Origin of the sequence: Rufibacter sp. LB8, from assembly GCF_014876185.1 — a bacterium.
Lineage (GTDB): Bacteria > Bacteroidota > Bacteroidia > Cytophagales > Hymenobacteraceae > Nibribacter.
In genome coordinates, this window is the sequence record NZ_JADALJ010000001.1 from 275,079 (window position 1) to 289,514 (window position 14,436).

Genomic DNA, 14,436 nt, shown 5'->3' on the forward strand with positions numbered 1-14,436 from the left:
AAAGAAGTAAGCCAGCCAAAGGATGTCTGTGTACCTTAAAGTACTTGTAGAATTGCTTCTAACCACAAACACTTTTAAACAGAAACCTCCCTATTTTGGGGCTCATTTCTGAAAATGAGCCCCAAAACAGGGAGGTGTTTGCATCATTGAAAAAAGATTACTTCCGGCCACCGCCACGCGTTCCTCTTTTGGCGGGGGCTGTGGCTGGTTTCGGTTTGCGGGCGGCTTTGGCCTTGGGGTTTCTGGCGGCCAATGACCCTTTGGGCGACCGCTCGGTTTTGCCCGACACGTGCTCTTTTTTACTGGTCATGTTTTTGACACCGGCCGGTTTGCGCTTGCGCTCAGGCGTGCTGGTGGCAGACGTTTCTGAAGCAGCGGCGGCGGCAGGTTTGCGAGCTGTTTTGGCTTTGGGGTTAAACGGCGCTTTGCCAGACCTCGGCCCCGCGAAAACGGGTTCGGGCTTTGGTTTTTTCACCTGGTGCACCTTTACGCCAAATTCTTCCTCAGACAGCAAGGCTTCGTATTCTTCCTCGGCGCTGGGTTTGGGTTCTTTTACGGTTTTCTTCACCTTGGTAGAGGCTTCCTGGGTTTTAGAAGAAGATGCCACCAGTTGGTTGATAGATTTCATCTCCTCCAGGGTGAGGTGACGCCAGTGCCCCACGGGTAAATCGCCGAGCGTGACAGTCATGATGCGCACGCGTTTAAGAGCCGTCACTTTGTAGTTGAGGGCTTCGCACATGCGCCTGATTTGGCGGTTGAGGCCTTGGGTAAGCACAATTTTAAAGACTTTGTGGCCTTGCTGTTTAACCTCGCAGGGCTTGGTGATGCCTTCAAATAAGCGTACACCGTTGCTCATCTGCTTCACAAAATCGTCGGTAATGGGCTTGTCCACCATCACCACGTACTCTTTTTCGTGGTTGTTGTCGGCGCGCAGAATCTTGTTCACAATGTCGCCATCGTTGGTCAAAAAAATCAGGCCCTCAGAAGCATTGTCCAGACGCCCGATGGGGAAAATCCGCTTGGGGAACCCAATGAAGTCAATGATGTTTTTCTTGTCTTTGCTGTCTGTGGTGGTGGTAATGCCGGTAGGTTTGTTAAACGCGATGTAAACACCCCGGTCAGACGGTTTCTTGGTTTTGATGGGTTCGCCATCTACGGCAACTTTGTCGCCGGCCTTCACGGTAGCGCCTTTTTTGGCGTCTTTGCCGTTAATGGTGACGCGGTTTTCCTCAATGTATTGGTCCGCCTCACGGCGCGAGCAGAAGCCCGAGTCGCTGATGAATTTATTGAGGCGCGTGGTGGTATCTGTTGACATATGGTTGTGCGTAAAATGGCGGCGGAAAGCCAGCAAGAAAGGTTATTTTTTGGCGTTGGCGCGGGTTACGGTGCGCACGTACAGGTCTTCCACCTTTTGGCGGGCCCACGGCGTCTTTCGCAGAAACGTGAGGCTTGACTTGATGCTGGGGTCATGGGTGAAACTGTTGATCTTGATGCGTTCACCCAGTTCCTCCCAACCGTAACGGTCCACTAAAAACTCCAGAATTTTTTCCAGGGTTTGGCCGTGCAGCGGGTTGTTCTTCTGTTCTTCCATAAATGAATGGGCAAAGGTACGGTTTTGCCTTGAGTTTTACGTGCTTAGGCCGCAATTGGTACAAGGCACCGGTGCCTCTGGTAAAATGGGCATTCCGTTTTCGGGCTCATTTCCAGAAACGAAGCCAAAAACGGCAAGAGTAAGAACGTTCCAGAAGGGAGAGATGTGCCCATGATGGCTATTTTTGGCGAATGGTTGTTAGCAATTCGGCCAGAAATCCTTACTTTCAGAGTCCAGAACCATACGCCAAGACTTTCTTCTCTATGGAAACCCTCCAACCCCAGGCCACGGCCGCCCGCCTTACAGTAGCAGAGTTCATTCAGAAATACGCCAATCACCCGGTGTACATTCCGCCCACCGGCACGCAACTGAACGCCAAAAACTGGCCTTCTGAAGCCGCCTTGCGCATGTTCCTGAACAATTTGTCTGCCGAAGTGGCCGAGGACCCGGAACGTCTGGTGGTGTACGGTGGTATTGGCCAGGCCGCGCGCACGCCGCAAGACGCCCGCAAAATTGTAGAACTATTATTGACCCTGGAAGAGGACGAAAGTCTGCTGGTGCAATCCGGTAAACCCGTGGGAAAAGTGCGTTCTCACCCAGAAGCGCCGCGCGTGTTGATCGCCAATAGCAATCTGGTACCGCACTGGGCCACTTGGGAACATTTCAACAACCTGCGTGAGCGCGGCCTCATGATGTACGGCCAGATGACCGCCGGTTCCTGGATTTACATCGGCACACAGGGTATCTTGCAAGGCACGTATGAAACCTTTGCCGCCTGCGGAAGAATCCATTTCAACGGCGACCTTCGGCATAAATTGTTGGTCACCGGCGGACTGGGCGGCATGGGTGGCGCGCAACCCTTGGCAGCCACCATGGCGGGTGCCACCTTTCTGGGTGTAGATATTGACCCAGAACGCATCAAAAAACGCTTGGAAACCCGCTACCTGGACAAAATGACCTATGACTACCAGGAAGCCATGCGCCTGGTGCTGGCCGCCCAAGCCAAAGGTGAAGCCCTTTCCGTAGGCCTGGTGGGCGATATTGGCGATGTGCTGGAAAAACTGATCCAGGACAACATTACGCCAGACATTCTCACCGACCAGACCTCGGCACATGACCCTATCAACGGCTACGTGCCCAACACCTTAACGCTCCCGCAGGCCAACGAACTCCGCGAAACGAACCCCGAGCAATACCGGCAACTGTCCATCAAAAGCATGGCCCGGCACGTGGGCTTTATGCTGGAATTGCAGCGCCGCGGCAGCAAGACCTTTGACTATGGCAACAACATAAGAGAATTCGCGCAGCAGGGCGGCGAGCCGAACGCGTTTGATATTCAAGGTTTCGTGCCGGAGTACATGCGCCCGCTGTTCTGCGAAGGCAAAGGCCCGTTCCGGTGGGCCGCTTTGTCTGGTGACCCCGAGGATATCAGAGTTACCGATGAAGCCCTGAAAGAACTCTTCCCCGAAAATACGCACATGATCAACTGGCTAGACCAGGCCCGCGAGAAAGTCGCATTCCAGGGCTTGCCATGCCGTATCTGCTGGCTGGGCATGGGCGAACGCGAAAAAGCCGGCCTGCTGTTTAACCAACTGGTGCGTGACGGAAAAGTGAAAGCACCTATTGTCATCGGCAGGGATCACTTAGACTGCGGTTCCGTGGCCTCGCCCTACCGTGAGACCGAAGGCATGCTGGACGGTTCTGACGCGGTCTCAGACTGGCCATTGCTCAACCTTATGGCCAACGCCAGCGGCGGCGCCACCTGGATTTCCTTCCACCACGGCGGGGGCGTGGGCATTGGCTATTCGCAGCACGCCGGCATGGTGATTCTGGCAGACGGCACAGACCGCGCCGAACGCTGCCTGCGCCGCGTGCTCCACAATGACCCCGCCCTCGGCATTTTCCGCCACGCAGATGCCGGTTATGACACCGCCCAGCAAACCGCCAAAGAATTCGGGTTGGAAGTATAAGTCTTGGTTTCCGTTTTCGGGCTCATTTCCAGAATTGAGCCCGAAAACAGAAATATGCAGAGACATTTGTAAGTCCTCATACCACTACAAGGTAGGGTGAGCAATTGATAATCGTGTAAGCGTCAGAACACGATTCAAGTAAAGGCAACCTTCTACTACTTTGTCATCCTGAAAGGATCTTGTGGGCAAACTAGAAAAGCTTGTAATTATCAGGCTTTACAGCTGGCTAACTAGATTCTTTTAAGTTGATTATATGTATTCCCATTTTCTCTACTCACGCTAAACAATGACTTCCACTACTGAAAACGTAACGCTATTAGGCCCCTTCGCTCAAGTTTTGACCATGGCTAATCTGCCAAACGGCGGACCCATAGTTGATGACCAGTTGGAAGTATTGGAACAAGCAGGCGTATTGATGCAGGGCGAGAAAATCCTTGAAATAGCCTCCTATTCCGCGCTTCGCGAAAAAATAAAAAACACAGGTGCAGAGCTTCAGGAAATCACCGAGCCCATGGTGCTGTTGCCAGGCTTTATTGACGCGCACACACACCTATGTTATGCCGGCTCCAGGGCCAAGGATTATGCCCTCCGAGTGGCTGGAAAAACCTACCTTGACATTGCCCGCAGCGGCGGCGGGATTTTAGATACCGTCCGTAAAACGAGGGCGGCCAGCCAGGAAGAATTGGTGAAAACCTTGCTCCAGCGCTGCGCCCGTCACCTGGCCGAGGGCGTGACCACCTGTGAGGTGAAAAGCGGCTACGGTTTAACGGTGGCCGACGAACTCAAGATGTTGGAAGCCATTCAAACCGCTAATCAGCAGCAGGCCTTGGAGTTGGTACCAACCTGCTTAGCCGCGCACATGTGCCCGCCAGAATTCACCAGCCCTAAGGAGTATTTAGAGATGGTGGTCCGGGAACTTCTGCCAATAGTAAAGGCGAAAAACCTGGCCAAACGCGTAGATATTTTCATTGAAGACACGGCTTTTTCAGAGGAGCTGGCCTTGGAATATTTGCAGAAAGCCAAGGAACTAGGGTTTGAGGTAACGGTGCATGCAGATCAGTTCAGCACCGGCGGAAGCCACGTTGCCGCCCAGGTACAGGCCATCAGCGCCGATCATCTGGAAGCCAGCGGAACGCACGAATTGGAAATGATGAAACAGGCCAAGGTAGTAGCTACTGTTCTGCCTGGTGCCTCATTAGGCTTGGGCATGCACTACGCGCCTGCGCGCCAAATGCTGGACCAGGGCCTCTGCGTAGCCATCGCCACTGACTGGAACCCCGGCTCCGCGCCCATGGGAGATTTATTGCTGCAGGCCGCGCTCTTGGGCGCCAGTCAGAAATTGACCATGGCAGAGACGCTGGCGGGCATCACCTACCGGGCCGCGCTGGCCTTGGGTTTGCAAGACAGAGGTACACTGGCAACCGGTCAACTCGCCGATTTTATCGCCTTTCCCACAGATCATTACCAGGAGATTCTGTATGTGCAGGGCAAGCTCAAACCCACCAAAATCTGGAAAAAAGGTAACTTGGTGCATGGATAAAAACATTTGCTAGCTAGTTGGCAAGCTTTTTCGGCCTCCTTTAAACGGTATAGAATAGGTTCCTTCTGATTTTGTGAGTATTTTACCAGGGTAGCCAGAAATGGACTGCTTTCTAAGAAAAGTCAAATAGCGCGCTCCAAAACTTATACATCCACCAAAAAAGCCACCGTTATGTACAAACCTGCAGAGAAAGCCGCCTGGAAAGGACGCACTGATGTGCAGGACGGTGAGATGGGGATGCGCTGGCACCAAGTCATTCATCTGCTGGACCTGTCGCGTGACATTCCGGAAGGCGAGGGCGGCGTGGCAATTCTGGGCTTCTGCTGTGACGAGGGTGTGCGCCGAAACCAGGGCAGAGTAGGAGCTTCTGCCGCGCCCGCTGCCCTAAGGCAGATCATGGGCTCCTTTGCCGACCATCTGCCCGAAGGCACTGAACTCTACGGCTGCGGCGATGTCTTCTGCCCCAACCAAAAACTAGAGGAAGCCCAGGCCCAACTAGGCCGAAAAATCCACCAATTGCTCAGCCGCGGCTACAAACCGGTGGTGCTGGGCGGAGGCCACGAGACCGCGTATGGGCATTTTCTGGGAATCCAGAAGAGTTTGCCACCCGGTAAAACCCTGGGAATTATAAATTTCGATGCCCATTTTGACCTAAGGAGTTATGCCCAGCAGTCTAGTTCTGGCACGCCATTTCTGCAGATAGCCCATGAGCTCCAGAAAACAGAGCAGTCGTTCCATTACCTGTGCCTTGGCATTCAGGAATATGGCAACACGCGCAAGCTGTTCCAGACGGCCAATGAACTAGGAACGACGTTTGTGACGGCGCAGGAAATGATGGATCCCGCGTCCTCTTCTGCCCAAACCAAACTACAAGATTTTCTTGCCACCGTAGATCATGTGTTCCTGACCATTGATTTAGATGTGTTTGCCGCGGCCTTCGCGCCGGGCGTGAGCGCGCCCAATGCCATGGGAATAACGCCTTACCTGGCGCAACCGCTGTTGCAGACCATTGTTACCTCTGGCAAGCTTTTCTCTGCGGAGGTAGTGGAACTCAACCCCACCGTGGACCAAGACAACCGCACCGCCCGCCTGGCCGCCTCCCTCATTTACCAAATGGTGCAGCACTGGCGGTAAGGTTTTTTGTAGGCTATATGCTATTGCTACTTAGGAATTGGCGATAGCATTTAATAATTGAAAAATAACTGCCTAATAAACGCAGATTCTCCCCTTGAGGGGAGCGTAGAGGGGTGTTTACATTGGAGAGCACTAATACTAGGTTTTGTTTCAAATACTTTCTCGAAAGATAAAATAAAAGAAGCAAGTTATTTAAGCGTGAATAAGCTTGTGTAAACACCCCTCTGCGCTCCCCTCAAGGGGAGAATCTGTAAGTGTAAAGGCTCTACTCTGTGGATTTGAGAATTCTTATAATGCCTAAGTTTATGTCAGTTGCCGTTTTCGGGCTCATTTCCAGAAACGGAGCCAAAAACGGAAAAGCCTTAGGCTGAATTCCGTTCGGCGTTGATAATACCGAAGGAGCAGCGCATGACCAGTTTCTCGTAGGTTTTCTTCATGGCCGTCTCAGTCTGCTGTTCCTCCATTTCCCTGATGTGCGTGAGCGCGAACTGCTGAATGGTGAGCAGCGGCAACTCAATGCGCTGGCGCATCTGAATAGACACCAGGTTCTGCGGATTGGCCTCCATCAAATGCTCGGCACCGGTGAGCCGGAGCACAAAATCTCGGGTGAGTTTGAATTCGTCATGGATTAGGCGCCAGACCGGGCCGTATTTGGGGTGCTGGGCCAGAAACGCCGTGAGCGGGAAAAAGCACTTGGTCATGGCCATCTCACAGTTCCCCAGGAGCGTCTTGAAAAACAGCGAGCGTTTGTATAATTCCTGAATGGCGGGCCAGGCACCGTCGGCTTCCAGTTTGGCTAGGGCCGTGCCCACGCCGTAATAGCCGGGCAGGTTCTGCTTGAGTTGGCTCCAGGACCCCACGTACGGCACGGCGCGCAAATCATTCAGGTTCAGTTTGCCGGGTTTGCGTTTAGATGGGCGGCTGCCGATGTTGGCTTCAGCATAATAGCGTAAGGGGCTGGCATAATTCAGGTATTCCAGAAAATCTGGGTGGGTTTTGAGCGCGTTGTAGGCGGTGTAACTTTCCTGGGCCAGGCGTTGCAGCACTACTTCTTCCTGCGGGAGCAACGTAGGCGCATTGGTCCCGAACAAGCCGTTCCGGATGCCCGCGTGCAGCAACTGCTCCATGTTATAGCGCGCTGAATTGATAGTCCCGAAGTTGGAACTGATGGTCTGGCCCTGAATGGTAAGCTGGATTTCCTTGCGCGATATATTGCTGCCGTGCGCCGCGTAGAATTGGTGCGTTCTTCCGCCGCCGCGCGCCGGTGGACCGCCTCGGCCGTCAAAGAAGACCACCTGTACGTCATACTGTTGGGCCAGTTGGCTCAGGGTTTCCTTGGCTTTGTAAATGCTCCAGTTGGCCATTAGATAACCGCCGTCTTTGGTGCCGTCTGAGAAGCCCAGCATAATGGTCTGTATGTTGCCTCGGCGCTGCAAATGCTGGCGGTACGTTGCCGTCTGGTACAGTTGTTCCATCACCTGGCCCGCGTTGTTCAGGTCATCAATGGTCTCAAACAAGGGCACAATGTCAACGGTCAATTCTTCGGGGCGCCAGCCGGAAAGCAGAAACAAACCATAGACTTGCATAATGTCCAGGGCGCTGGTGCTGTGGCTGATGATGTAGCGGTGGCAGCCTTCGGGGCCGTTGATCTGCTGAATGGTTTTGATGGCCGCCATGGATTCCAGCGTGTCGCGGAGCAGGTCATCTGTAACTACATTAGCGTCAATGGATTTTGTGATGTTCAATAGCACCGAGATTTTCTCCTGGTCTGGTAATTGCGTGTAATTTTGGGGCAGCGCCTCCGTGTTTTCGGCCAGAAATTCAAGCAGTTCCGTATGCGCCGAACTGTCTTGCCTGATGTCCAGGGAAGTAAAAAACAGCCCGAACAACTCCACTTTGCGCAACAGATTCTCCGCCAGGTCCAGGAAAAGGCCGTTGTGTTCCTGCACCAGGGTCTGCTTCACACGCTGCAGCGTCTGTAAAATTTCGTCTTTGGTGATATCGGCTTGGTGACCGGGCAGGAACAGGTTGTTGTAGAGTTTTTCCTCCAGCGCCACCAGTTCATTGAGCACGCCTTTAAAGGTGAGTCGGCGCTTGAGCTCGCGCACGTCACGGTAATATGATTTGATGATGCTGGTGCGGAGCGCCTCGGCCACCTGCAGCGTAATGGCTGCCGTGACAAACGGATTGCCGTCGCGGTCGCCTCCGGGCCAGAAGCCAAGCCTGATCAAGGGCTGCTCCTCAGAAACCGCCTCAGGGAACTGGTTTTTCAGATAACTCAGAATCTGCCCCGCCGCCTGGTAAAACACATTTTCCAGGTACCAAACCAAACTCACGGCCTCATCAAACGGACTGGGTTTCTCGTTTTTGAAAAAAGGCGTCTTGCCCAGTTGCTGCAAATAGCTGTTCACCTGGCTGGTATTGTCCTGCAGCAGCGCCTGCGACAAATCATTGATGATGCCCAAGACCTCGCTGGGGTAAAACTGCGTGGGGTGGGCGGTGAGCACCAGGCGCACGGCAAAATCCTTCAGCTTTTCCTTTAACTGGGGTTGGGTCTGGGTTTGCACCACTTCGGCCTGCAGGTGGCGCAGCGTGCCGGTGCCGCTCATGTCATGGATTTCCTTGAACGCCGCGTCTTCCAGGGCGTCAAATAAAACCACCTGCCGCTCTGCGTACTGGATAAACCGGAACAAAAGGTCGGTCTGTTCCTGCTCAGTGCGGTAGGTGGTGTACTGCTCCAGAAAAGAAGAGATGATCTGGCTGGGGCTCTGGTTTTTCTGGAAGCCTTCCTCGCAGTGAATCAGGAAAATGGACAGCAGCACGCCCGTTTTCTCCACCCTATGAAACGGGAGCGAGGTGAACAGGCTGTTGTATAGTTGGAATTTAAGGCCTACGTGTTTGTTGAAAATCTGCAAGGCACTGCTGTTGGAAGAACCGTCCATGGGGCAAAAGAAGCTGTTTATAGTGTTCGCGGAATCTCCTCTTCTTACGAAGCCGAGCGATTTCGCGCCGATGTGTTGGGTAATTGCTAAATATATTGTAATTTCTATGTATTAGGAAGGAGTTTTGTAACTAAATGTGTACATGGTTTTAAAATCGATATAGAAATTTAAGTTGGTTTGCCAAAATCATTCAAAAGCTGACTGAATGAATTCCAATTTTTCAGGCGAATTCCTGTTTTTGCCCTCATTTCTGAAAACGAGCCCGAAAACGCACTACCTCCTCAACTATTTGTCTTGCTAGGCCGAGTCTCCTAACGCATCTGCTCCTTGGTTGTTTCCTCCTTCTTGGTTGCTTCCAGTTTCCTCGGATTTTTCTCCCTCCTCGGTCTGTAAGGGGACAGACCGAGGAAACAGGAAACGGATTCCTTGCAGTTCTATATGTGATTACCGGCGAGATTGGAGATTCGCTTCATCTCTTGTCACAAGTCTGGAGACTCGCGCCAGCGCAGGCCAAAGCTGGAGCATAAGACAGATTTCCGTTTTGGGGCTCAATTCTGGAAACGGAGCCAAAAACGGAAAATCCTGAGTTCTATAAAAACAGCAAAGGCAGAAGCGTGAACTTCTGCCTTTGCTGTTGTCTTAAATTTTCAAGGGCTTACAAGGCCACCGGTTTCATCTTCGGTACCAAGGTTTTCATCACTGACCACGCAATTAAATACGCCACGGCGCAGAAGGTGAACATGATGGTGTAGCCGGTTTCAATGTGGCCGAGTTTGTCATAGTAGTCAAATAAGTAACCGCCTACTTTTGTCACCACCACACCGCCAATACCGCCCGCCATGCCGCCAATACCGGTCACCGAAGCCACGGAGTTTTTCGGGAACATGTCAGACACGGTGGTGAAAATGTTCGCTGACCAGGCCTGGTGCGCCGAAGCGCCAATACCGATTAAGATTACCGGGAACCAGAAAGAGATATCGCCCAACGGTTGCGCCGCCAACACTACCAGCGGGAACAAGGCAATCACCAGCATGGCGCGCATGCGGCCTTCATAGGGGTTGTAGCCTCTGTTGATGAAATACATAGGGAACGCGCCGCCGCCAATACTACCAAACATGGTCATGCTGTAGAGCACGCTCAATGGTAGCATCACCTGGGTTCCGGTCAGACCGTATTGCGCTTTCAAATACGCTGGTAGCCAGAACAAGAAGAACCACCACACGCCGTCGGTCATGAACTTGCCAAACGCGAAAGCCCAGGTTTGCTTAAAGCCCAGCAACTGCACCCATGAAATTTTTTCGGCCGCGGCCGTAGAGTCATTTTCCAGCACCGGCTCAGAATCACTGCTGATATAGGCAAGCTCTGGGGCTGTCAGTTTGGTTTGCTTGCTCGGGATTTCATAGTAGTAGAACCAGAAAATCAGCCAGATAAACCCAATGGCACCAATGATGAAGAAGGTGTATTCCCAGCCCAGGTGCGAGGCAATCCAGGGAACGGTGAGCGGCGCCAGAATGGCACCCACGTTAGAGCCCGAATTGAAAATACCCGTGGCCAACGACCGCTCTTTCTTAGGGAAATACTCCGCAGTGGCCTTGATGGCCGCCGGGAAGTTACCAGACTCGCCAAAACCCAGCGCCGCGCGGGCAATCATAAACCCGAACACAGACACCGGCACCGCCGCAAATCCCATGGCGGTGAGCATCGGACTCACGGCCCGGCCCATCGGTTCAGCAAACGCGTGCAAAATGGCGGCCAAAGACCAGATGATCAATGCCCAGGCAAAGCCCCATTTAGTGCCCAACCGGTCAATGATACGGCCGGCAAACAGCATGGAAATGGCATAGGTGAACTGGAACACCGCCGCAATGTTGGCGTAGTCTGTGTTAGACCAACCAAATTCATCGGCTAGCAAAGGCTGCAGGAGGCTGAGCACCTGGCGGTCCAGGTAATTGATGGTGGTGGCGAAGAACAGGAGCCCGCAGATGGTCCATCTGTAGCCGCCTATTTTCTCCTTTAGGGTAACCGTGGAAGCCGGTTGTCTAAGTGTTGACATGCGTTTGTTTGTTGGTTTGGTGGTAGGTTTCGGGTTAGGTTCTGGCGGCTTGCACCAGTTGTATGGCTTGCTGGGTCTGTTGCAGGAGGTGGTCATACTGGCGGTTAGCCAGCACATCTTTGCTGATGAGCTTGCTGCCCATGCCCACGGCACAGACGCCGGCCTTAAACCAGCCTTTCAAATTACTTTCCTCCATTTCCACGCCGCCGGTGGGCATGAACAACTGGCCTGGGAACAACTCTTTGATGGATGAAATAAACGCCGGGCCTACAATATTGGCCGGAAATACCTTGATCAAAGCTGCCCCGTTCTGCTGCGCAGTGTGAATCTCAGTAGGGGTAAAGCAACCCGGAATCCAGAGCATGCCCGCTTCTTTCACCCGTTGGCCAACTTCCGGAGACACAATGGGCGCCACGATGTAATCAGCGCCTGCCTCTAAAAAAGCCTCGGCCTCCGCTACCGTTTTGATGGTGCCAATACCCAAATGCAGGTCCTGGTGCTCTTTCAGTTCCTGCTTCAGAAACCGGAAGTTCTCTAGCGCTGCCGGGCCGCGGTTGGTGTATTCCAGGGTTCTGATGCCCGCTTTGTAGAGCGTTTTTACTATCTCCAGGCTCACCTGCGGGTCTTCATAAAAGAACAGCGGCAACAGCCCTTGGTCCAGAATGCCTTGCAAGGCTTTCTCTTTAGTTTGCATACGTTTTCATGGTTTCTTCAATGTCAGCCACGGTGCTGGTGGTGGCGTCACTGAGGCTGAACAATTTATTGAAGGCGGCAGCAGTGGCAAATTCCAGGGTTTTCTCCGGCGAATGCTGGTGCTGGAACCCATAAATAAGGCCCGCCATGAAGCAGTCGCCGCTGCCCACTTTGTCCAGAATCTGCTCAGACACATACTCTTGGGAGATATGCAGCTGATTCCGGGTGTACAGCGTGGTGAAATACCTGATTCCCTGGCCATGGTCAAACCGGAAGGTGTTGGCGACCGTGTGGCACTTCGGGAATTGGTTTATAATGGCTTTTGAGGTCAACTGTGCGTGCTGCACCAGTTTGTCTTTGGCAATGTCTTGCACCAATTCTTCTTGCAGCGGCATGCCCAGCATTTTGTTGGCGGCCCACACGTTGCCCATGATCAGGTCACAGGAAGCGGCCAGGGCAGGCATGATATCTACCGGTTCTTTTCCGTATTTCCAGAGTTTGGCGCGGTAGTTCAAATCCAATGATATTTGTATGCCTTTGGCTTTAGCCATTGCTAGGGCTTCGGCGCAGACATCGGCTACGTTTTGGTTAATGGCCGGGCAAATGGCACTGAAATGAAACCAGCTCACACCTGCAAAAACGGCCTCCCAGTCAATATTGCCCACTTTTAAATCAGCGAAGGCAGAACCAGCCCGGTCATAAATCACGCCGGCGTTCTTCACGTCTTTGCCTTTGGGCAGGTAGTAAATGCCCACGCGGTCGCCTTGCATGACCACCGGTTTGGTATCAATGCCTTTGGCATTCAGATAGGAGAGGAGTTCCTCTGATAAAAAATTCTCTGGCAAGGCAGTCAAATACGCCGATGGGACGCCCCACAAAGCCAAGGCGGTCGCCACGTTCAATTCCGCGCCCCCCACATAGAAGGCCAGCTTGTTTTCCTGCAGCCACTGGCCCTGCCCATCTGGACTGATGCGAAGCAACAACTCGCCAAAAGACAAAACTTTGCCCATAGTGCCTGCTTAGAAGTTGAAGAAGGATTTTGCGTTGTGGTAGCAGATGTTCTCCACCATTTGGCCCAGCCATTTCATCTCAGAAGCCGGTAACTGGCCGCCTTCCACGTCATTGCCCAGCATGTTGCAAAGAATTCTTCTGAAGTACTCATGGCGTGGGTAGGACAAGAAGCTGCGGCTGTCAGTGAGCATGCCCACAAAACGGCTCAACAGGCCCATGTTTGACAAGGCGTTCATCTGGCGTTCCATGCCTTCCTTCTGGTCCAGGAACCACCAAGCGGAGCCATACTGGATCTTGCCCGGAGTACTGCCATCATTGAAGTTGCCAATCATGGTGGCGTAGAGTTCGTTCTGGCTGGGGTTGAGGTTGTAGAGAATGGTCTTGGCCAGTTGGTCTGAGTTGTCCAGCTTGTCCATGAACCGTGACAGCGGACGGGCCACGTCAAAATCACCGATGGAGTCAAAACCCGTATCTGCGCCCAACTCACGCATCATGCGGGTGTTGTTGTTGCGCAAAGCACCCAGGTGGAACTGCTGCGTCCAGTCTTTGCTGTGGTCCAGCAGGGCTAGAAACACCAACATAGCCGATTTGAATTTCAGCACATCTGCCTTGGTCAACTCTTGGCCGTGCAGCGCTTTCCGGAAGATTCCGTTGATCTCCTCCCCGGTAAAGTCTTCGGCATAAATGGTTTCAAGGCCATGGTCAGACAGACGGCAACCGTTTTCATGGAAGAAGTCGTGGCGCTGCTTGAGGGCATCCTGCAAATCCTGGAAAGAAGCGATGGTGATACCAGAAGTGGCTCCTAATTTCTCCAGATACGTCAGGAAGTTGGCATCTTCAATGGCCATGGCTTTGTCTGCCCGGAACGTAGGCAACACCTTCAGTCCAAAGTTATCTTCGGCTATTTTCTGGTGGTGTTCCAGCGTGTCAATGGGATCATCTGTGGTGCAGATGACTTCCACGTTCATTTGTTTCAGAATACCGCGCACACTGAAGGCATCTGTCTGAAGCATGGACGTGGCCGTGTCATAAATCTCGGTCGCGGTCTCAGGTTTCAAAATGGTCTCAATCCCGAAGGGACGTTTGAGTTCCATGTGCGTCCAGTGGTAAAGCGGGTTGCGCATGGTGTAGGGCACGGTCTGGGCCCACTTCTCAAACTTCTCAAAATCTGGTGCATCACCGGTGCAGAAGCGTTCTGGTATGCCGTTTGTGCGCATGGCCCGCCACTTATAATGGTCACCCTCCAGCCAGATTTGGGTTAGGTTCTCAAACTTGCGGTCATTGGCTATGTCCTGCGCGTTGAGGTGGCAATGGTAGTCTATGATGGGCATGTGCTTGGCATGCTCATGGTACAGCGTTTTGGCTGTTCTGGTCTCTAAAAGAAAGTTCTCGTCTAAAAAGGACATGTGCGTGTGTTTTATAGAAAGCGGCTTTGGAAGGGCTGCCAGTCAATTTTCCGTTTTCGGGCTCATTTCTGGAAATGAGCCCGAAAACGGGTTTTT

Annotated in this window: 10 protein-coding genes; 3 read left to right on the plus strand and 7 right to left on the minus strand. The window is 52.8% G+C overall.

Annotation, left to right across the window (positions count from 1 at the left end; all coding sequences use genetic code 11):
• Positions 1–157 precede the first annotated feature (157 nt).
• Entirely contained in the window at positions 158–1,315 is a 1,158-nt protein-coding gene (rluF, locus tag IMY23_RS01145; protein WP_192820297.1) for a 23S rRNA pseudouridine(2604) synthase RluF, read from the minus strand.
• A 42-nt stretch (positions 1,316–1,357) separates the two neighbouring features.
• Positions 1,358–1,591, minus strand: a complete 234-nt coding sequence (locus IMY23_RS01150; RefSeq protein WP_192820299.1) for a VF530 family DNA-binding protein — start codon at positions 1,589–1,591, stop codon at positions 1,358–1,360.
• Positions 1,592–1,854: 263 nt separating this feature from the next.
• Between IMY23_RS01150 and hutU the strand changes: the two genes are divergently transcribed.
• From hutU to hutG, 3 genes are all read left to right on the plus strand, one after another.
• Positions 1,855–3,561 (plus strand): urocanate hydratase, encoded by a 1,707-nt coding sequence (gene hutU / locus IMY23_RS01155; RefSeq protein WP_192820301.1) that lies wholly within the window; start codon positions 1,855–1,857, stop codon positions 3,559–3,561.
• 343 nt (positions 3,562–3,904) lie between these two features.
• Entirely contained in the window at positions 3,905–5,101 is a 1,197-nt protein-coding gene (hutI, locus tag IMY23_RS01160) for an imidazolonepropionase (protein WP_225986367.1), read from the plus strand.
• A gap of 171 nt (positions 5,102–5,272) precedes the next feature.
• Positions 5,273–6,235 carry a formimidoylglutamase gene (gene hutG, locus IMY23_RS01165; protein WP_192820305.1) on the plus strand — a complete coding sequence of 321 codons (963 nt, stop codon included), beginning with the start codon at positions 5,273–5,275 and terminating at the stop codon, positions 6,233–6,235.
• A 362-nt stretch (positions 6,236–6,597) separates the two neighbouring features.
• Here hutG and IMY23_RS01170 read toward each other — a convergent pair whose 3' ends face one another.
• From IMY23_RS01170 to uxaC, 5 genes are all read right to left on the minus strand, one after another.
• Entirely contained in the window at positions 6,598–9,177 is a 2,580-nt protein-coding gene (locus tag IMY23_RS01170) for a phosphoenolpyruvate carboxylase (protein WP_192820307.1), read from the minus strand.
• Between the two features lie 655 nt (positions 9,178–9,832).
• Positions 9,833–11,230, minus strand: a complete 1,398-nt coding sequence (locus IMY23_RS01175; RefSeq protein WP_192820308.1) for an MFS transporter — start codon at positions 11,228–11,230, stop codon at positions 9,833–9,835.
• 34 nt (positions 11,231–11,264) lie between these two features.
• Positions 11,265–11,924, minus strand: a complete 660-nt coding sequence (locus tag IMY23_RS01180) for a bifunctional 4-hydroxy-2-oxoglutarate aldolase/2-dehydro-3-deoxy-phosphogluconate aldolase (protein WP_192820310.1) — start codon at positions 11,922–11,924, stop codon at positions 11,265–11,267.
• Positions 11,914–12,933: a sugar kinase gene (locus tag IMY23_RS01185; RefSeq protein WP_192820312.1), complete on the minus strand. Its 1,020-nt coding sequence runs from the start codon at positions 12,931–12,933 to the stop codon at positions 11,914–11,916. The genes IMY23_RS01180 and IMY23_RS01185 overlap by 11 nt, the downstream gene beginning before the upstream one ends.
• A 9-nt stretch (positions 12,934–12,942) precedes the next feature.
• Positions 12,943–14,340 carry a glucuronate isomerase gene (gene uxaC, locus IMY23_RS01190; RefSeq protein WP_192820314.1) on the minus strand — a complete coding sequence of 466 codons (1,398 nt, stop codon included), beginning with the start codon at positions 14,338–14,340 and terminating at the stop codon, positions 12,943–12,945.
• Between the last annotated feature and the right edge of the window lie 96 nt (positions 14,341–14,436).

Excerpts from the sequence above, each read along its gene's own strand:
- rluF (WP_192820297.1), bottom strand. The coding sequence starts at position 1,315 with ATGTCAACAGATACCACCACGCGCCTCAATAAATTCATCAGCGACTCG.
- IMY23_RS01150 (WP_192820299.1), bottom strand. The coding sequence starts at position 1,591 with ATGGAAGAACAGAAGAACAACCCGCTGCACGGCCAAACCCTGGAAAAA.
- hutU (WP_192820301.1), top strand. The coding sequence starts at position 1,855 with ATGGAAACCCTCCAACCCCAGGCCACGGCCGCCCGCCTTACAGTAGCA.
- hutI (WP_225986367.1), top strand. The coding sequence starts at position 3,905 with ATGGCTAATCTGCCAAACGGCGGACCCATAGTTGATGACCAGTTGGAA.
- hutG (WP_192820305.1), top strand. The coding sequence starts at position 5,273 with ATGTACAAACCTGCAGAGAAAGCCGCCTGGAAAGGACGCACTGATGTG.
- IMY23_RS01170 (WP_192820307.1), bottom strand. The coding sequence starts at position 9,177 with ATGGACGGTTCTTCCAACAGCAGTGCCTTGCAGATTTTCAACAAACAC.
- IMY23_RS01175 (WP_192820308.1), bottom strand. The coding sequence starts at position 11,230 with ATGTCAACACTTAGACAACCGGCTTCCACGGTTACCCTAAAGGAGAAA.
- IMY23_RS01180 (WP_192820310.1), bottom strand. The coding sequence starts at position 11,924 with ATGCAAACTAAAGAGAAAGCCTTGCAAGGCATTCTGGACCAAGGGCTG.
- IMY23_RS01185 (WP_192820312.1), bottom strand. The coding sequence starts at position 12,933 with ATGGGCAAAGTTTTGTCTTTTGGCGAGTTGTTGCTTCGCATCAGTCCA.
- uxaC (WP_192820314.1), bottom strand. The coding sequence starts at position 14,340 with ATGTCCTTTTTAGACGAGAACTTTCTTTTAGAGACCAGAACAGCCAAA.